The organism is Sulfuricurvum sp., assembly GCF_028710345.1.
Classification (GTDB): domain Bacteria; phylum Campylobacterota; class Campylobacteria; order Campylobacterales; family Sulfurimonadaceae; genus Sulfuricurvum.
The window spans coordinates 141,972-160,589 of record NZ_JAQTUH010000002.1; the positions used below are offsets into that span (position 1 = coordinate 141,972).

The following is an 18,618-nucleotide window of genomic DNA, read 5'->3' on the forward strand; positions in this document are numbered from 1 at the left end:
GAGAAAAGATGGGTAAATTAGTAATTGCATTATTAGCACTTAGTCCTTTTCTTTTTGGATCTGAAGCTGCAGAAGCTTCAACAGATATCGTTCAACGAACCGTCAACTTCCTTGTATTTGCAGGTATTTTGGTTTATCTTTTGGCAGAGCCTATCAAAAGCTATTTCGGCGGTAGAAGTTCAGGGATTGCTAACGAGCTTGAAAAAGTTCAAGAGCGTCTAGCTGAATCAAAACGTTTGAAAGAGTCTGCGGAACATAAAATCGAAGAAGCGACACAATTCGTTAATGAGCTCATGGAAACAACAAAAAAAGAGTGCAAAATCTTAAGTGACAAAATTGCTTCACAATGTGAACAAGACCTTGATGTTATGCATAAGCAAAGTAACGGATTGATGGAACTTGAAAAACGTCAAATGGTTCGCAGTGTTGTAAGTGAAGTGATGGATCAAGTTATGAGTGCAAGCGATGCGAGCATGAATAGCGATGCTATGACCGATATTTTGAAAAAGAAGGTGGCGTAAATGAAGCATGAAATGATTGCTAAACGTTATGTTCAATCTTTGGTTGGAGTATTGGACTCAACATCATTAGACAATACATCCGAACTTTTCACTCTTTTAGCGACAGCCTTTAGTGATGATAAATTTATTCAAATTATGAACAGTAATGATATTGCTACATCTGCAAAAACTGCATTAATCCTTGGGATGGTTGCAAATGCACAAAGTAGTGATATTAATAATTTGATTAAACTTTTGGGAGAAAATGGTCGTTTGCCATTGATTCCGGCTATTGCAAAAGAGTTGAAACGTCAAATTTCGGATATCAAACGTGTCTATTCCGGAACAATTTACAGTTCTTCTACTATGGATCAAAGCTCTATCGATGGTATTGCTCGTGATTTAGGGAACAAAATGGGAGCCACCATCTCATTAGCGTTCGCTCCTAGTGCAACAAACGGTGTCCGTATTGTTGTTGATGGACTCAATGTTGAAATTGACTTCTCAAAAAGTCGCCTTAACGCTCAAATTACTGAGCACATTTTAAAAGCAATTTAACCCTCGCGAAAGGAGAAACTAGTGGTAGCAAAAGTACAAGCAGATGAAATCAGTTCAATCATTAAAGAGAGAATTGGAAATTTCGAACTTAACGTAGATATTAATGAAACTGGTAAAATCGTCTCATATGGAGATGGAATTGCCCAAGTATACGGTCTTAATAACATTATGGCCGGAGAAATGGTTGAATTCGAAGACGGGACTCAAGGTTTAGTCATGAATCTTGAGGAGAGCAGTGTCGGTATCGTTGTTCTTGGACGTGCAAAAGCACTTCGCGAAGGTATGAGCGTTAAACGTCTTGGACGTTTATTGAAAGTTCCTGTCGGGGAAGCATTGCTAGGTCGTGTTGTTAATGCACTTGGAGAACCGATTGATGGAAAAGGTCCGATTGAAACGACTGAAAGCCGTTTTATCGAAGAAAAAGCACCTGGTATTATGTCTCGTAAATCGGTTCATGAACCAATGGCAACCGGTATCAAATCTATTGATGCCCTTGTTCCAATCGGTCGTGGTCAACGCGAACTTATCATCGGTGACCGTCAAACAGGTAAAACAACCGTTGCTCTTGATGCGATTATGAACCAAAAAGGTAACGGCGTAGTATGTATCTATGTTGCTATCGGTCAAAAAGAATCAACTGTTGCTAACGTTATCCGTCGTCTTGAAGAAGCGGGAGCTATGGAGTACACTATCGTTGTCTCTTCATCAGCTTCTGAAGCGGCAGCTCTCCAATTCCTTGCACCGTATACCGGTGTAACGATGGGTGAGTACTTCCGTGATTCTGCACGTCATGGGTTGATCGTTTATGATGATCTCTCTAAACATGCGGTTGCGTATCGTGAAATGTCTTTGATCCTCCGCCGCCCTCCGGGTCGTGAAGCGTATCCAGGGGATGTATTCTATATCCACTCACGTTTGTTAGAGCGTGCAGCAAAATTGAATGACGAATTGGGTGCAGGTTCTTTGACCGCTCTTCCAATTATCGAAACTCAAGCGGGTGACGTTGCGGCGTATATCCCAACTAACGTTATTTCGATTACTGATGGTCAAATTTTCTTGGAAACTGATTTGTTCAATGCAGGTATCCGTCCGGCAATCAACGTTGGTCTTTCTGTATCACGTGTCGGTGGTGCTGCTCAAATCAAAGCAACGAAACAAGTGGCTGGGACATTACGTCTTGATTTGGCACAATACCGTGAGCTTCAAGCGTTTGCACAATTCGCTTCTGATTTGGATGAAGTGAGCCGTAAACAACTTGAGCGTGGTCAACGTATGGTGGAAGTATTGAAACAACCTCCATACTCTCCACTCGGTGCAGATAAACAATCATTGATTATCTTCGCAGGTAATGAAGGGTATCTTGATGATCTTCCGGCATCTGCTGTTGTGAAATTTGAAGCTGAACTTTATCCATTTGTTGAAGCATCGTATCCACAAATTTTTGAGAATATTAAAACTACTTCTCAAATTAACGATGAAACTAAAGGAATGATGAAAAAAGCGATCGAAGAGTTTAAAACTACTTTCGTTGCTAACTAAGGATTTCTATGGCTAACTTGAAAGAGATTCAACGACAGATTAAGAGCGTTTCAAATACGCAAAAAACTACACGTGCAATGAAATTGGTCTCTACGGCCAAGCTTCGACGTGCAGAAGAACTTGCAAAACGTTCACGTCTGTTTGCTCAAAAAACAAATCAAGTTATCGCTGAAATCGCAGGTCGTATCCAATGTAATAAAGTAGGTGGTATTGATAACCGATGCTTTATGAAAAATGATGCGCCTAAAATGATCGACATTATTTTTGTAACAGCTGACAAAGGTCTTTGCGGTGGTTTTAACATGCAAACGATTAAAGCGGTAAAACGCTTAATGGCTGAATATAAAAATAAAAACGTAGAGATTCGTGTTCGTGGTATCGGTAAAAAAGGGGTTGAGTTTTTTACATTTAATCAAGTTGAATTACTTGATGCGGTAAAAAATCTTAGTTCTGCACCCGATATGCAACGTTCAAGCGAATTTATGACACGATCGATTAAAGATTTCAATGATGGTGTTGTTGATGCGGTATATCTTGTCTATAACGGATATAAAAACGTTATTACTCAAGAGTTACATGTAAATCGCATTTTGCCGGTTTCTATCGATGAATTTGATTGTGAAAAAGTTCAAAACAGTGTTCTTGAACTCGAAGCACATGATGAAGAGAAAATGCTCGATTCATTGGTGACTAAATACGCTGAATACAATATGTATTATGCGTTGATTGACTCTGTTGCGGCTGAGCATAGTGCTCGTATGCAAGCAATGGATGCAGCAACAAACAATGCAAAACAAATGGTTAAATCGTTAACCGTCAAGTTTAATAAAGCTCGACAAGAGGCGATTACGACAGAACTTATCGAGATAATCAGCGGCGTCGAGTCGATGAAATAATTATGGAGGATAGAATGATTGGTAAAATTGCTCAAGTAATTGGTCCGGTTGTTGACGTTGATTTTGAAGGTTACCTTCCAGCAATCAATGAAGCAATCGAAGTTAGTGTTAGTGTTGAGGGAAAAACAACACGTTTAGTGTTGGAAGTTGCAGCACACCTTGGAAATGGTCGTGTACGTACGATCGCTATGGATATGTCAGAAGGTTTGGTTCGCGGTATGGCGGCAACGTCAACTGGTAACCCAATCAAAGTTCCGGTTGGTGAAAAAGTTCTTGGTCGTATTTTCAACGTTATCGGTGAAACTATCGATGGCGGAGATCAAATCACTGATTGTGATACATGGTCAATCCACCGTGATCCTCCTGCACTTATTGATCAAAGTACTAAAACAGAAATGTTTGAAACAGGGATTAAAGTTGTTGACCTTTTAGCTCCATACGCTAAAGGTGGTAAAGTTGGTCTTTTCGGTGGAGCGGGTGTTGGTAAAACCGTTATTATCATGGAATTGATTCACAACGTTGCACATGGGCATGACGGTCTTTCTGTTTTCGCCGGTGTCGGTGAGCGTACTCGTGAGGGGAATGACCTTTATCACGAGATGAAAGAATCGAGCGTTTTGGACAAAGTAGCACTGTGCTATGGTCAAATGTCAGAGCCACCGGGAGCACGTAACCGTATCGCATTGACGGGTCTTACAATGGCGGAATATTTCCGTGATGAGAAAGGACTTGATGTATTGATGTTTATCGATAACATCTTCCGTTTTGCACAATCAGGTTCTGAGATGTCAGCACTTCTTGGACGTATCCCATCAGCTGTTGGTTACCAACCGACATTGGCTCGTGAAATGGGTGCTCTTCAAGACCGTATTACATCAACCAAAAAAGGTTCAATCACTTCTGTTCAAGCGGTATACGTACCTGCGGATGACTTGACTGACCCTGCTCCTGCATCGGTTTTTGCTCACTTGGATGCAACAACGGTTCTTAACCGTAAAATTGCTGAAAAAGGGATCTACCCTGCGGTTGATCCATTGGATTCAACATCACGTTTGCTTGATCCACAAATCATCGGTGAAGAGCATTACAATGTAGCACGTGGTGTTCAAAAAACTCTTCAAAAATACAAAGATTTGCAAGATATCATTGCAATTTTGGGTATGGATGAACTTTCTGAAGAAGATAAATCGGTTGTTGAGCGTGCTCGTAAAATCGAAAAATTCCTTTCACAACCGTTCTTCGTTGCGGAAGTATTTACAGGTTCTCCAGGAAAATATGTCTCTCTTGAAAACACCATCAAAGGGTTTAAAGGTATCTTGAGCGGTGAGTATGATCATTTACCAGAAGGTGCATTCTACATGGTTGGTGATATGAACGAAGCGATGGAAAAAGCTGAAAAAATGAAAAGCAAATAATTGCTTTTTAAAGGATTGAAATGCATACTCTAGTTTTAGAAGTGCTAACTCCAAACGGCTCAATTTTTAACGGTCCTGTTACCAGTGTAACAGTTCCGGGAGAAGAGGGTGAGTTCGGTGTTCTTTCTCAGCACGTAGCATTGACAACACTTCTTAAAGCAGGTGTTATTGATATTATCAAAGAGAATGGTAAAAAAGAGTCCATAGTTGTCAACTGGGGCGTCGTTCAAGTTGCTAACAATACGGTTACCGTATTGGTCGATGGAGCCGTTGCTATTCGTGGTGATAGTGAAAGCGACATTGCGAAAGCTCTTGATGAAGCTAAAGCCCTTATCAGCAGTGTTGCAGATTCTCATGCGATGATCGCTTCTGTTTCTGCTCGCGTTGAATCAGCGGCACATAGCCATCTTCACTAACGCTCATGTTTGAGCTTCTTTCTGACTTTGTTGCTAAAAGCCATCCGGTTACGCTGGGTGTCTTATTAGTACTTTCCTGTTATTTTATCCTTATTAATTGGGTTTTTTTCTATAGATGGCTCTCTTTAAATCAATGGATTAGTGTCGAAAGTGAAACATTGGAAACGCTTTTGATGGGTTCTAACCGTTTGAACGAGCGTTCTTATCTTAGCCATTTTGTAAAATCAGGAAATACTATCACAAAATCATTATTTGATTTAGCACAATATGCATCCACTAAAGAGGCAACAAAAGGGTTGACTGTTCTTTCGGTTGTGGCTTCTACTACCCCTTTTATTGGCTTGTTTGGAACGGTTATCTCTATTCTTGATACTTTTGATCATATTGGACAATCGAGTGGTACTATGAGTATTATTGCTACAGGTGTATCTGATGCTCTGGTCGCAACTGCTTCGGGTATTTTTGTCGCTATTTTTGCCTATACTTATCATCAAATTTTGAAACGACAATCATTCGAATTAGTTGGACTGATACGGATGCAAAGCGATTCACTATTGTCTAAAGAGCAATAAATATGTTTGATTGGGATGAAAAACCTGAACTTAACATTACACCTCTTGTGGATGTAATGTTAGTTCTTTTGGCAGTTTTAATGGTAATCTCTCCTAATATTGTTTACGAAGAGTTAATTAATCTCCCTAAGGGTTCAGCACAAACCGAAGTAAAAGAGAAAAAAGAGATTGAAATTGTTATTACCGATTCCAAACGTATAACGGTAAATAAAAAGCCGTTTGAGTTTGCTACCTTCAGTGATAATTTTGCCCTCTTTTCTAATCAATTTTCTAAAGAAAGTGTTGTTCGTATAAGTGCAGATCACCGCTTAGAATATGGAGATGTTATGGGAGTAATGAGTGGTGTTAAACATGCAGGATTAACCAATATATCATTAGCAACCAGTAACTAAACACGCCTATGCCCATAGAAAATAATAAACTTTTTTTCCTTAGTGGAGTTCTTTCATTCCTACTATTTGCTTTGATTGTAATAATTGTTGCATGGCAAGTAAATAACACTACTGCACTTCCTACATTTGCTATGGTTCAAAGCGATGTTATCTCTGTTTCGTTAGAGATGTCAGAAAAAAAAGTTTCTGAGCCGATTTTAAATGACAATAGCGAACCCTCAGTGGATCCTATTGAGCCTCCGCAACCTAAGCAAAAAGAGGTCAAAAAGAAATCAACACCTGTTCAGCCAAAAATTAATGATCTTTTTTCATCTGTTAAAACAACAGAAACTTCTCCCAAAAAAGAGTCAGTAGAATTGTCAAAACTTAATGAATTAGAGCAAAAAGTCCTCTCTACTAAACGGGATTCACAACTTTTTGAAAAAGCAAAAAATGTTAATTTAGCTAAGTCGGGTGTAAAAATGCTCACTCCATCGAGTGGACCGTTGGTGAACGAATATTATGCTAAAGTGCAGGGGATAATTTATACAAATTTTCATCCGGCATCGGGGACAGAAGGTTTTAGCGCAAGAGTTAGAATTACGTTGAATTCTAATGGATCATTGTCTGGATATCGAGTGATTAGTTATTCGGGTAATACACTATTTAACGCAGAAGTTGATTGGTTGAAAGAGAGGTTGAAACAAGTATCTTTACCCTCCCATCCACAAGGTGAAACGGCAGTTTTTGAAATTATTTTGACAGCTAAGGATTAGAATGCGTTATTGGATTATATTAGTTATTTGGAGTGTAACACTTTTTGGGGTAGATACGACTCTTGAAGTGACTAAAAATGTTGGAACGCTGGCAAAGCTTGTCATAGAAGATGGAAGTCTTGGTGGAATAGATTCTGATCAAAAGTTTCATAAAATGTTGAGTGCAGATATGAAAGTCGTTTCTCTTTTTGATGTGGATGATTCATATGCATTGCAATCGTATGAAAAATTTGAACCTGCAACCTCTCATAAAAATGCAGCTTTTGTCCTCCGTTATCGTTTATCTGATGATGGAAGTGGAGGATATAAAAGTGATGTTAAGTTGCTTCAAAACGGTTTAGAACTTTTTTCAAAAACGTACTACCTTAAACAACGTGAGATGGTTGTTTTTCTATCGCACTCTATTGCTTATGATATAAATGCAAAAATGGGGGGGACACCATTAGAGTGGATGAAACGAAAAGTGTTATTAGTTCGTCTCAGTGGTGCTAAACGTTCCGAAATTGTGGCGGCAGATTATACCCTTTCGTATCAAAAAGTAATTTTGAGCGGAGGGATGTATGGTTTTGCAAAATGGGCAAACCGTGAGCAAACCGATTTTTATTATACTTCTTTAGGTGATTTTAAACCGACTATTTATAAAGCTAATTTAGCAACAGCTCAAAAGCAGCCTATCATCTCATCGGATGGGATGGCGGTATGTTCGGATGTCAGTGAAAATGCTCAGCAGTTGTTACTCACTTTAGCCCCTAACGGTCAGCCCGATATTTATTTGTATGATTTGGTTTCTCATACAAAAACAAAGATCACAGATTACTCAGGAATTGATGTGAATGGGCAGTTTATGGGGAATGATACGATCGCTTTTGTCTCAAACCGTTATGGAAATCCAAATATTTTTTCAAAAAAAATAGATGGAAATGCGATTACTCAATTGGTTTTTGGAGGAAAAAATAACTCATCATGTACAACCTACCGCAATTTATTAGCGTATAAAACTCGTGAAGAGAATGGATTTAATCTGTACCTTATGAATTTGAATTCAAATTCACTCCGACGTTTGACGAGTAGCGGAGATAATGATTATCCTCGTTTTTCGTATGACGGAGAGGCATTGTTGCATATTAAACAAGAGGGATCGCAAAGTTTATTGGGGATTATACGATTAGGATTAAATAAAAGCTTTACATTTCCTCTTCATGTAGGGAGAATACAATCAATAGATTGGTGATTAACATTTTTTTGGTATAATTCCAATTATAAAAATCATAAGGAGTTTCATAATGAAACGTATTGCGTATCTGAGCGGGGTTTTGGCATTATTGGTATTTAGCGGATGTTCTACTAAGGAACCAACAATCGATGCAACTGCTAATGGAAGTACTTTAAGTAGTGGTACTAATAGTCAAACACAAACAGCAGCAAATAGTACACCTGCATCAGTCTCTAGTACGGATAAATCAGCTGTAATTGCTCCGGTTACAAATGCAAATGCAACCGATACAAATGTAAATAGCAACGTCAATGGTAATTCAGGTGCTATGGTCGATGGTGCTAAAGGGGTAGCAAGTATCTATTTTGATTATGATAAATTTGATATTCGTAATGATATGCAAGAAGCAATGAAAACAAATGCTGCATTGACAAAAAACAAAACCGTCAAACTTGAAGGTAATTGTGATGAATTTGGTAGTGATGAATACAATTTTGCTCTTGGTCTTAAACGTGCAAACAGTGTAAAAACTGCTCTTGTTAATAGTGGACTAAGCGCTGATTCAATCAGTATGACCAGTTTAGGTGAAGGCAATCCGGCATGTAGTGAAAAAACCCAAGAGTGTTGGGCAAAAAATCGTCGTGTTGATCTTAAACTTCAATAAATGCGATTTTTAGTACTATTCCCTCTTTTTTGCTCCTACCTACTTGCATCAGAGCCATCGGCTTTTGGTGCTGGTGATTTGAATAACCCCAATCCTTATGGCTTAACTCATGAAGAAAAATTGATTCAAGAAAATAAAAAAGAGATTGAGGGAATTGCACACAAAAACAATCTTCAAACTGCTAAAGTAGAATCGGTTAGTGAGCGTCTTGATGGTATGCAAGGTATTATTGAAGGATTATCACAGTCGGTCAATGAACAAAAAATTGCCATTAGTAATCTGAGTACAGTAGTAAGTGATAATAATCAATCAGCTCTTTTGGATGCATTGTCAAAGCAAAATAGCACTAATGAAGCTAATATTGTCCAATTAAAAACAGTATTGGAAGAACTTTCCAGCACAGTAGATGCGATTAACACTTCGTATGTCAGTAAGGAAGAATTTTCTGCATTGATGAAAGAACTTAAGGTTTCTGTTTCAAGTGCACCAAAAAAGCTTGACAACCCTGCGATGGAGAAAGAAGCTAAAAATCTTTTCGATCAAAAAAAATACGATGAAGCACAATCCTATTATGAAATGATGGTACAGAAGAAGTATAAAGTTTCTGATGCAACGTTTTGGATAGGTGAATGTTATTTTGAACGTAAAAAGTACAAAGATGCAATTGGGTACTATAAGCAAAGTGCAGCACAAAATGAAAAGGCATTGTATATGCCGACACTCCTTTTGCATACGGGGATGTCGATGGAAGCAAATGGTGATATAGCGAGTGCAAAAGCATTTTACAACGCAACCGTTTCAAAATTTTCAGGATCGGGTGCTGCAACAACTGCAAAAGAGAAATTGGCTAAGCTAAAATAGCTATTTCTCTCTTTTCAGCCAAAGCAGAGCAAAATGTGCTAAAATCCCAGTGATTAAAAAAACAAGGACAATGATATGGCAATTGAAGCAAATCAGATCGTTTCGATCGAGTATGAAGTACGCGATGGAGCAACAGTAGTAGACAGTAATGTAGGCGGACACCCATTGGTATTTATGTTTGGAAAAGGGCAAATTATCCCTGGCTTAGAAAACGGTATCGCTCACATGAGTATTGGTGAAAAAGGGGATGTTCTTGTAAAAGCTGCTGATGCATATGGCGATTATAATGAAGATGCTCAACAAGAACTTCCACGTGAACAATTTGCAGGGATTGATTTAAATGTTGGTATGACATTATACGGTCAAGGTGAAGATGGTGGAACAGTTCAAGTAACGGTTAAAGATATTAAAGATGATAACGTTATTATCGACTTCAATCACCCACTTGCTGGCAAAGACTTGATGTTTACTGTAACCATTAACAATGTACGTGATGCATCGGTTGAGGAAGCTATGAGCGGTATTCCTGCTGAGAATAAAATGGAAGAATCCGGATGTTGTGGAAGCGGTGGTAATCACGGTTGTGGATGTCACTAATTTTTTAACTGCCTCAAATGCCTCGCATGAGGCATTAAAAACTGCTAATTTGTTAAAAGGTCTATCGGTCAATGCCATGATTATGGGTGAACGAGGGACTGGAAAACTCACTCTCGCGCGCACTATTTTGCCCTCTGCTCCTGTTATAGATGGTCAACATTTTGATGAACTTTTAAATGCATTGGAAAAATACGATACGATTATTATTCACCGATTGGATGATATTGCTAATTTAAAACGTTTTGAAGAGACTTTAAACAGAACCAAAACACGGGTTATTGCCACCGGCGGTTTTCGCTATACATCAGAGCAACTCGAAAATATTTTTAGTATCCGATTTTTAATCCCTCCATTACGAGAACGTCTTGAAGATATAGCACTTTTAAGTGAACTTTTTGTTCAAGAAGCAGCGATAACGTTTGGAAAAATAGAGTTTAAAAATATAGAAAATATTCGTCATGATGTGAGTGAAAATGCTATATCACTACGTCGTCAAATTTATTTACACTGCTTGCTAAGCGGTATAGAAGAAAATAATTTGATGGATGTAATGGAAAATTTTTTATTTTCCAGAATGGGAAGTAATAACGACTATAGAAAGTTTTTACATCTTTTTGAAGTGCCACTTATACGAGCAGGGATTAAAAAATTCAAATCCCAATTACAGTTAGCAGATAGATTAGGGCTTAATCGAAATACATTACGTAAAAAAATCTCAGATCATGCAGAATATAACTTAGAACTTAAGGAATAAAGATGTCAAAAAAAATAGCAATGATTTTTCCGGGGCAAGGATCACAAACCATCGGAATGGGAAAATCATTTTACGAAAACAGTGAGAAAGCACGTTCCATGTTTGAACGTGCAGGAGAACGTATCGGTGTTGATTTTTCAAAGTTATTATTTGAAGAGAATGAACAAATTAATGAAACAGCCTATACTCAACCCGCTATTTTGCTTATTTCTATTATTGCGTATACATTGTTTCAAGAAGCTCGTCCAACTAACGCAACTTTGTTTCTAGGGCATTCTTTAGGTGAGTTGAGTGCTTTGTGTGCAAGCGGTGCTATTGATTATGTGGATGCGGTAGAGCTTGTCCATAAACGCGGCTTGTTAATGCAGCAAGCGTGTGAGGGGATCAGTGCGGGGATGATGGTTATTTTGGGGTTGGATGATGCAAAAGTTGAAGAGATTTGTCTATCTGCTAACACTGAGGGAAAACGAGTTTGGCCGGCGAATTATAATCAAACAGGACAACTTGTCGTAGCGGGGATTAAAGAAGATTTGCAAGCTATGGAGAGTCTCTTTAAAGAAGCAGGTGCAAAACGTGCGATGCTTCTCAATATGTCGATAGCGAGTCATTGTCCTCTCTTAGCCAGTGCAATGGAACCATTGGGTGAAGCGATGGAGAATATGGTGGGAGAGAGTTTTAGTGCCCCTATTGTCTCTAATGCTTCAATGGAGAAATACGCTACCAAAAAAGAAGCGATAGAGTGGCTTAAAGTACAATTGATTCAGCCTGTTAAATACAAACAATCGATTGAATCTATTGCTTCAGAAGTAGAGATGATGATTGAGTTTGGTAACGGTTCGGTTCTCAAAGGATTAAACAAAAAAATTGTTCCTGATATTGAGACCATGAATGTGTCGGATATGGAAACATTGGCAAAGGTTTGTGAAGCACTCTCATGAATGTAGCCCTCATCCAATCATCGCCGAAACTAAGTCGTTCTAACCTCTCTGATGTGATTGCTTTGATTGAGGCTAATGCACATGCTGATGTGGTTGTTTTTCCTGAACTTGCGCTTAGTGGCTATATGCTTCAAGATAAACTTTTTGAAGATGCGTGGAATAGTGATGAATTGGAACCGTTGGCGCAGTTAAGCAATCGGTGTGATATCGCCATTGGGGCAGCTTTATGGGATGGGGGAAGTGTTTATAACAGTGCTCTCTATTTTAGCGGTGGCAAGTTAGTTCACACGCATCATAAAAATCATCTTCCAACCTATGGAATGTTTGAAGAGGGACGCTATTTTGCAGCCGGTGAAGAGATCGTAAGTTTTAAAACAACTTATGGAAATGCCGTTATGGTAGTGTGCGAAGATGTGTGGAGGGGGGAAAGTTTTGCTAAGCTTTCCACCCTCGATGTTGATGTAATCTACGTTATGGCAGCCTCTCCAGCACGTGATTTTGGTGATAATGGTCTTATAATTGAAGCTCAATGGGATGCGTTGTTAAAATCTCTTGCGTTACTTACTAAAGCGTATGTTATTTTTGTCAATCGTGTCGGTTTTGAAGATGGACTAGGTTTTTGGGGAGGAAGTCGTGTTATTACCCCTGCTGGGATTGTAGAACATCAGCTTTCCCTTTTTAAAACAGAAGCAAAGCAAGTTGAGTTAAACCATTCACTCCAAAAACTAGCCCGTTATATTGGAAAAAATACCTAAGGAATCAATAATGAAAATAGCAATTATGGGGGCAATGCGTGAAGAAATCGACCCGATTTTAGCCACTGTCGGAGAATACTCTACCACGGAATATGCCGGAAATATTTTTTACGAGTGTAGCTATGCGGGGCATGAGTGTGTTATCGCCTATTCAAAAATCGGTAAAGTCTTTTCAGCAATTACCGCATCGGTGATGATAGAGCGTTTCGGTGCAACCCATCTCCTTTTTAGCGGTGTTGCAGGAGGTATCTCTAAAGAGCTTAAAATCGGTGATTTGATTATGGCAAGTGAATTGTGCCAGCATGATGTCGATATCGTTGCATTCGGTCATCCGTATGGGTTTATCCCTGAGGGTTCTGTAATGATTGAAACCGATGGCAACCTTCGCTCTCTCGCTTCCGAAGTTGCGGTTGATATGGGGATAGAGCTTTATGAGGGGATTATCGCGACTGGGGATCAGTTTGTAGCTTCCAGTGAACGTAAAGAGTGGATAGCAAAAACGTTTAATGCTGATGCGTTAGAGATGGAAGGTGCGAGTGTGGCGTGCGTATGTCATAACTTCGGTATCCCATTTTTTGTTTTACGGGCGATTAGCGACAGTGCTGATGGCTCAGCCGATATCGATTTCGATACTTTCCTGCAAAGTTCTGCTCAAGTGAGTGCTACATTTATTTTAGAGATGGTAAAACGTCTTGGCGATTAAAATTAGTCGTAAAATCATGCGGCGTATGGGCCAAACCAATGCAGCATTTAATCTCATCGAAGAGGGTGATAAAATCCTCGTCGGATTAAGTGGTGGTAAAGATTCACTCACCATGATTCATGCCCTCAGAGAGCAGCAACGTCGTGCCCCTTTTAAATTTGAACTACTTGCCGTAACGGTAACCTATGGAATGGGAGAAGATTTATCGGCACTCATAGAGCATTGTGCCCAACATGGGATTCCTCACCATGTGCATGAGACCAATACTTACGAGATAGCCGGTGATAAAATACGGGCTAACTCCTCGTTTTGCAGTTTCTTTTCCCGTATGCGTCGTGGAGCACTCTACAGTGCCGCGTTAGAGCATGGGTGCAATAAAGTAGCCTTGGGTCACCATCTCGATGATGCGGCAGAGAGCTTTTTTATGAATCTGATTTATAACGGTCATATGCGCTCACTTGCCCCCAAATACAAAGCGGGCAACGGGTTGATTGTGATTCGTCCGTTGATTCAGTTGCGTGAGCGTCAACTCAGTGCGTGTGCTCTCGATAATGAAATGCCGACTATCGGTGATGAAGCGTGCCCATCGATGCGTTTCGATGTCAAAATGCCCCATGCTCGTGCCAGTATGAAAACAATGCTCTTTGAGATGGAGCAAAAATATCCCGATATCTTTGTCTCTATTAACTCTGCATTCGGTCATATCAGTGACGATGCGTTTTTTGATCCTACGAGATTTTCGTTATAAATTCAACTACTTTATAATCAGCTCTGCTGAGTGATAGGGTGGTTATCTCTTCCAAACTAAACCAATCAAAAAATTCATCTTCAAACGGGTCACTACTGAGATATACCTTTGCGTCGAGTGTAAAGTGGCTGTAGTGTTGTGTAATTGAACCTAAAAAATCTCCTGTAACATTTTCCGATGTCTCATAAAAACCCCAAAGCCCTGATAAAAAACGGTTTGTTCGTTGTGTTAGGGCATATTGTTTATCTCGTTGATAGATGATAATCGAGCGATACCGTATGGGTTTTGTTTGTTTGGTTTTAGGTTCAGGATAGAGGAGGGGGGTTGATTTCCCCTGGCAACTATTTTCCAAAGGGCAATTGTCGCATAACGGTTGTTTGTGAGTGCATACTAAACTCCCTAAATCCATCATCGCTTGATTGTATTCAAAAGGATGAGTACTATCAAAGAGCTGATAAGCATATTCCCACAGTTTTTTTTCATTCCGTTCTGAGAGGGCAAAATAGCGGTGCAGTATCCGTTTGACATTGGCATCGAGAATCGGTAACGGTTCGCGGTAAGCAAAAGCAGCTATTGCATGAGCAGTAGAGCGTCCGATACCACTAAGTTGCATCAAATCATGCGCGGTTGTTGGGAGTTTTCCATTGCATTGACGTGCGGCATTGTGGAGATTGCGTGCACGGGTGTAGTAGCCAAGTCCTTCCCAAGCTTTTAAAATATCATCGATATCGGATTGGGCAACATCTTTATAAGTAGGGAATTTTTCCAAAAATTGGAAATAATATCGTTCTAGCACTGTTTTTACTTGCGTTTGTTGGAGCATTATTTCACTCAAATAAATATGGTAAGGATTATCAGTTGTCCGCCATGGCAAATCGTGACGACCGTTTTGGTGATACCAAATCAAAAGAGATTGATGCGCTTCTTCATACATAACGAAATTGTATCCTAATACGCAATATACAGATAGCATATTCAGAAGAGCTAATGTATAATATCCGATTAACTTTCATAAAGTGAGCACCCTGATTGATGTCTAAACCTATAGTAAAGTTTATTTTGGCATTCCTAGTCGTTTCAAGCAGTTATCTTATGGCACATGATTTGCCTAATAAATGCAGTAGAGATTTAAATCCAAACGAGTTTACCATTCTAAGCTATCATGAAATTGCCGATAAAACGCAAACTCTCGATTCAACTTATGCAGTAAATCCAGTTCATTTTGAAGAACAGATGCGTTGGTTAATAGAGAATGGATATCATTTTATTAATGTTGATGATATTCTAAATTATAGAAAACACGGTAAAGCATTACCATCAAAAGCAGTTCTAATTAGTTTTGATGATGGGTATCATTCTGTGTATGTTAATGCGTATCCAATACTCAAAAAATATAAAATTCCTAGTGTCATTGCATTGGTTGGCAGTTGGTTACAAAAAGAAGATAAAGTGGATTTTAGCGGGAATATTATTCCGCGCAGTGAGTTTTTGAGCCAAAAAGAGATTAAAGAGATGGTAGCCAGTGGCTTAGTAGAGGTTGCTAGCCATTCATACGCAACGCATAAAGGGATAATGGGCAATCCTCAAGGTAATATGGAACCGGCAATACGAACCCGTCAATGGTTAAGTGATAAACAAGTGTACGAAGATGAAAAAACGTATGAAAAACGGATATACAACGATTTAGCAGAAAATAATAAGTTTTTAAAGAATTATACCGGAGAAAAGCCCCGTGTTATGGTTTGGCCGTATGGACATTATAACAAAGAGGTGCGACGCATTGCGGAGCGCTTAGGGATGAGTGTTGGATTAACTTTGGATGATGGAAGTAATACTGCGATTACACCGTTGTGGGGATTACGTCGTATCTTGGTTGAGGGTAAAATGACTCTTAAGGATTTAGAGGTAAATATGTTGGTTCGAAATGCCAATTATACCGATGATGCCAGAACGACCAAAGCGGCTCATATAGATTTGGATTATATTTATGATCCCAATCCGATTCAACAAGAGAAAAATTTGGGTGATTTGCTTGAACGGATAAAAAGATTGGGTGTTAACACGATTTATTTGCAAGCGTTTGCCGATCCTGATGCTAACGGTGCGGCAGATTATGTCTATTTTCCGAATCGAAATATACCTATGCGCGCTGATTTGTTTAATCGCGTTTCTTGGCAAATTGGAACCCGTACACAAGTGAAGCGTATTTATGCGTGGATGCCGATGATTGCATGGCAGTTGCCTCAAAAGAATTCGGCGGTCAAAGATACTGTTGTGACAATGCAAGTCGATCCGACTCATCTAAATATGGGATATCCGAGATTGTCTCCATTTTCGCCAAAAGCACGAAAAGTGATTAAAGAGATTTATGAAGATTTAGCTAAATCCTCTTATATTGACGGGATATTATTTCATGATGATGTCACACTGTCTGATTTTGAAGATGATAGTGACGCTGCCCACGCCCAATATAAAAAATGGGGATTATCGCAAACTGTTACAGCCATTCGAAATAACAAAAAACAGTTTCAAAAATGGACAAAACTCAAAACAGATTATTTGGACGCTTTTGCAATGGAACTCGCTCAGATTGTTAGAGACGAACAGCCTGGGTTAAAAACTGCACGAAATCTATATGCACAAGTTGCACTTAATAAAGATGCACAAGAGTGGTATGCTCAAAGCTTACGTGAATCTATTAAGCATTACGATTACACCGCTATTATGGCAATGCCGTATATGGAACAAGCGAGTGATCCTAAAGAGTTTTATGAAAAAATAGTTCACAATATTAAGCAAGAAGAGTGTGGGATGGAGCGTACGGTAATGGAATTACAAACGGTCGATTGGAGAAAGGATAGTGAGCCTATCTCTTCTGATGAATTGAGCAAAACAATAGAGCATTTATACGATTTAGGTGTCCATCATATCGCGTATTATCCTGATAATTTGTATAAAAACAATCCTGATGCCGATAGAATAAAAGAAGATTTTGCTAATAAACCGATGCGTATGCATCCGTTAATACCGAATAAGTAAGCAAGGATCGTAATGACTCTTACAATTTTTTTACATTTATTATGGCATACCGTTTTAGGGTTTGTATTTTATTATCCACTGTTTATGTCAAGTTTATGGATTGTAGGGGCAATCTTTTTTTATTTTAAAAATGAAAAACCTTTGCTCAAATACACAATACCTCCACTAAGAGATGATGAAAGTTGGCCGGGGGTAAGTATTTTGATCCCGTGTTACAATGAAGGAGAAAACGCAGTTGAAACAATTACTTATGCCCTTAATGTAAAATATCCTGAATTTGAAGTTATTGCGATTAATGATGGTAGTAAAGATAATACTTTAGAGATATTGTTAGAGTTGGCAAAAACTAATCCGAAATTGAAAGTGGTCAATTTAGCCGCCAATCAGGGGAAAGCGTTAGGACTTCAAGCAGGTGCACTGGTAGCGAAATATGAGTATTTAATAGGTATTGATGGCGATGCTTTGATAGATGAGTATTGTCTGTATTGGATGGTGAAACATTTTATCCGCTATCCTGAAGTTGCCGCCGTTACGGGAAATCCACGAATACGGAACCGTACTACATTATTAGGGAAGATTCAGGTAGGGGAATTCTCTTCAATCGTCGGTATGATTAAACGTGCACAGCGTAGTTTTGGACGAATTTTTACCGTATCAGGAGTTATTACCGGTTTTAGAAAAGCAGCAGTTCACGAGGTGGGGTATTGGAGCCCCGATATGTTGACCGAAGATATCGATATTACGTGGAAGCTTCAAAGCAATGGTTGGGATGTTCGCTTTGAACCGCGTGCGCTTGTATGGATTTTGATGCCGGAGACATTGAGCGGATTATGGAAACAGCGATTGCGTTGGGCTATGGGTGGTGCTCAAGTAATGTTAAAAAACTTCAAAGTTTTGTTTATGCCAAGACAAACACATCTTTGGGGGCTGATGGTTGAACTCATGCTGAGTACATTATGGGCGTATAGTATGGTATTTATATTTGCCGTTTGGTTTTTAAGTTTATTTTTTTATGTTGGATATTTAATGCCGGATCATTCCCCTATCTTACCGGATCAAACCAGTGTGATTCTCATCGGTGCATGTTTAGTTCAATTTGGTGTGAGTAAATGGTTGGACGGTCATTATGATAAAGGTTTAGGGAAAAATTATTTTTGGATGATTTGGTATCCGTTCGCCTATTGGCTCCTTAATTTATTTACCGCTGTAACCGCTCTTCCAAAAGTACTGTTTGGTAAAAAAGGTCGTGCGAGATGGGTCAGCCCTGATCGTGGTGCACATCAGCAGATTAAAAAGGGCTAAG

The 18,618-nt window shown here is 39.1% G+C and carries 21 protein-coding genes; 20 read left to right on the forward strand and 1 reads right to left on the reverse strand.

Annotation, left to right across the window (positions count from 1 at the left end; translation table 11 throughout):
- Positions 1-8: 8 nt before the first annotated feature.
- The 18 genes from PHC76_RS03225 to PHC76_RS03310 all read left to right on the forward strand — a co-directional run bounded on the left by PHC76_RS03225 (position 9) and on the right by PHC76_RS03310 (position 14,276).
- Complete coding sequence (locus tag PHC76_RS03225) at positions 9-521, forward strand: F0F1 ATP synthase subunit B (RefSeq protein WP_299972297.1); 513 nt, start codon at positions 9-11, stop codon at positions 519-521.
- Positions 522-1,058, forward strand: a complete 537-nt coding sequence (locus PHC76_RS03230; protein WP_299972299.1) for a F0F1 ATP synthase subunit delta — start codon at positions 522-524, stop codon at positions 1,056-1,058.
- A 21-nt stretch (positions 1,059-1,079) separates the two neighbouring features.
- Entirely contained in the window at positions 1,080-2,597 is a 1,518-nt protein-coding gene (atpA, locus tag PHC76_RS03235) for a F0F1 ATP synthase subunit alpha (protein ID WP_299972301.1), read from the forward strand.
- 8 nt (positions 2,598-2,605) lie between these two features.
- The gene (gene atpG, locus PHC76_RS03240; RefSeq protein ID WP_299972303.1) at positions 2,606-3,493 is read left to right on the forward strand and encodes an ATP synthase F1 subunit gamma; all 888 of its coding nucleotides are present in this window, start codon (positions 2,606-2,608) and stop codon (positions 3,491-3,493) included.
- A 14-nt stretch (positions 3,494-3,507) separates the two neighbouring features.
- Positions 3,508-4,908, forward strand: a complete 1,401-nt coding sequence (atpD, locus tag PHC76_RS03245; protein ID WP_299972304.1) for a F0F1 ATP synthase subunit beta — start codon at positions 3,508-3,510, stop codon at positions 4,906-4,908.
- A 20-nt stretch (positions 4,909-4,928) separates the two neighbouring features.
- Positions 4,929-5,324, forward strand: a complete 396-nt coding sequence (gene atpC / locus PHC76_RS03250; RefSeq protein WP_299972306.1) for an ATP synthase F1 subunit epsilon — start codon at positions 4,929-4,931, stop codon at positions 5,322-5,324.
- A 5-nt stretch (positions 5,325-5,329) separates the two neighbouring features.
- On the forward strand, positions 5,330-5,896 hold the full coding sequence (locus PHC76_RS03255) for a MotA/TolQ/ExbB proton channel family protein (RefSeq protein ID WP_299972308.1): 567 nt from the start codon (positions 5,330-5,332) through the stop codon (positions 5,894-5,896).
- Positions 5,897-5,898: 2 nt separating this feature from the next.
- Positions 5,899-6,288, forward strand: coding sequence for a biopolymer transporter ExbD (locus PHC76_RS03260; protein WP_299972310.1), 390 nt, complete (start codon positions 5,899-5,901; stop codon positions 6,286-6,288).
- Positions 6,289-6,359: 71 nt separating this feature from the next.
- On the forward strand, positions 6,360-7,043 hold the full coding sequence (locus PHC76_RS03265) for a TonB C-terminal domain-containing protein (protein WP_299972312.1): 684 nt from the start codon (positions 6,360-6,362) through the stop codon (positions 7,041-7,043).
- 1 nt (position 7,044) lies between these two features.
- Complete coding sequence (gene tolB, locus PHC76_RS03270) at positions 7,045-8,274, forward strand: Tol-Pal system protein TolB (protein WP_299972314.1); 1,230 nt, start codon at positions 7,045-7,047, stop codon at positions 8,272-8,274.
- A 52-nt stretch (positions 8,275-8,326) separates the two neighbouring features.
- A complete protein-coding gene (locus PHC76_RS03275; RefSeq protein ID WP_299972316.1) occupies positions 8,327-8,920 on the forward strand; it encodes an OmpA family protein in 594 nt (197 codons plus the stop codon).
- Positions 8,921-9,781 (forward strand): tetratricopeptide repeat protein, encoded by an 861-nt coding sequence (locus PHC76_RS03280; RefSeq protein WP_299972318.1) that lies wholly within the window; start codon positions 8,921-8,923, stop codon positions 9,779-9,781. It abuts the gene before it with no gap.
- Between the two features lie 75 nt (positions 9,782-9,856).
- On the forward strand, positions 9,857-10,378 hold the full coding sequence (locus PHC76_RS03285) for a peptidylprolyl isomerase (RefSeq protein ID WP_299972320.1): 522 nt from the start codon (positions 9,857-9,859) through the stop codon (positions 10,376-10,378).
- Positions 10,341-11,132, forward strand: coding sequence for a helix-turn-helix domain-containing protein (locus PHC76_RS03290; RefSeq protein ID WP_299972321.1), 792 nt, complete (start codon positions 10,341-10,343; stop codon positions 11,130-11,132). Before PHC76_RS03285 ends, PHC76_RS03290 begins: the two co-directional genes overlap by 38 nt.
- A gap of 2 nt (positions 11,133-11,134) precedes the next feature.
- The gene (gene fabD, locus PHC76_RS03295; protein WP_299972322.1) at positions 11,135-12,070 is read left to right on the forward strand and encodes an ACP S-malonyltransferase; all 936 of its coding nucleotides are present in this window, start codon (positions 11,135-11,137) and stop codon (positions 12,068-12,070) included.
- Entirely contained in the window at positions 12,067-12,825 is a 759-nt protein-coding gene (locus PHC76_RS03300) for a nitrilase-related carbon-nitrogen hydrolase (protein ID WP_299972324.1), read from the forward strand. Before fabD ends, PHC76_RS03300 begins: the two co-directional genes overlap by 4 nt.
- Before the next feature lie 10 nt (positions 12,826-12,835).
- Positions 12,836-13,528 (forward strand): 5'-methylthioadenosine/adenosylhomocysteine nucleosidase, encoded by a 693-nt coding sequence (locus PHC76_RS03305; RefSeq protein ID WP_299972326.1) that lies wholly within the window; start codon positions 12,836-12,838, stop codon positions 13,526-13,528.
- A 16-nt stretch (positions 13,529-13,544) separates the two neighbouring features.
- Complete coding sequence (locus PHC76_RS03310; RefSeq protein ID WP_299972327.1) at positions 13,545-14,276, forward strand: ATP-binding protein; 732 nt, start codon at positions 13,545-13,547, stop codon at positions 14,274-14,276.
- Here the strand turns inward: PHC76_RS03310 and mutY are convergent.
- A complete protein-coding gene (mutY, locus tag PHC76_RS03315) occupies positions 14,257-15,210 on the reverse strand; it encodes an A/G-specific adenine glycosylase (protein ID WP_299972329.1) in 954 nt (317 codons plus the stop codon). The two genes, PHC76_RS03310 and mutY, sit on opposite strands and share 20 nt — an antisense overlap.
- A gap of 158 nt (positions 15,211-15,368) precedes the next feature.
- Between mutY and pgaB the strand changes: the two genes are divergently transcribed.
- Complete coding sequence (gene pgaB, locus PHC76_RS03320) at positions 15,369-17,315, forward strand: poly-beta-1,6-N-acetyl-D-glucosamine N-deacetylase PgaB (RefSeq protein WP_299972331.1); 1,947 nt, start codon at positions 15,369-15,371, stop codon at positions 17,313-17,315.
- 12 nt (positions 17,316-17,327) lie between these two features.
- Entirely contained in the window at positions 17,328-18,617 is a 1,290-nt protein-coding gene (gene pgaC, locus PHC76_RS03325; RefSeq protein ID WP_299972333.1) for a poly-beta-1,6-N-acetyl-D-glucosamine synthase, read from the forward strand.
- Position 18,618 lies beyond the last annotated feature (1 nt).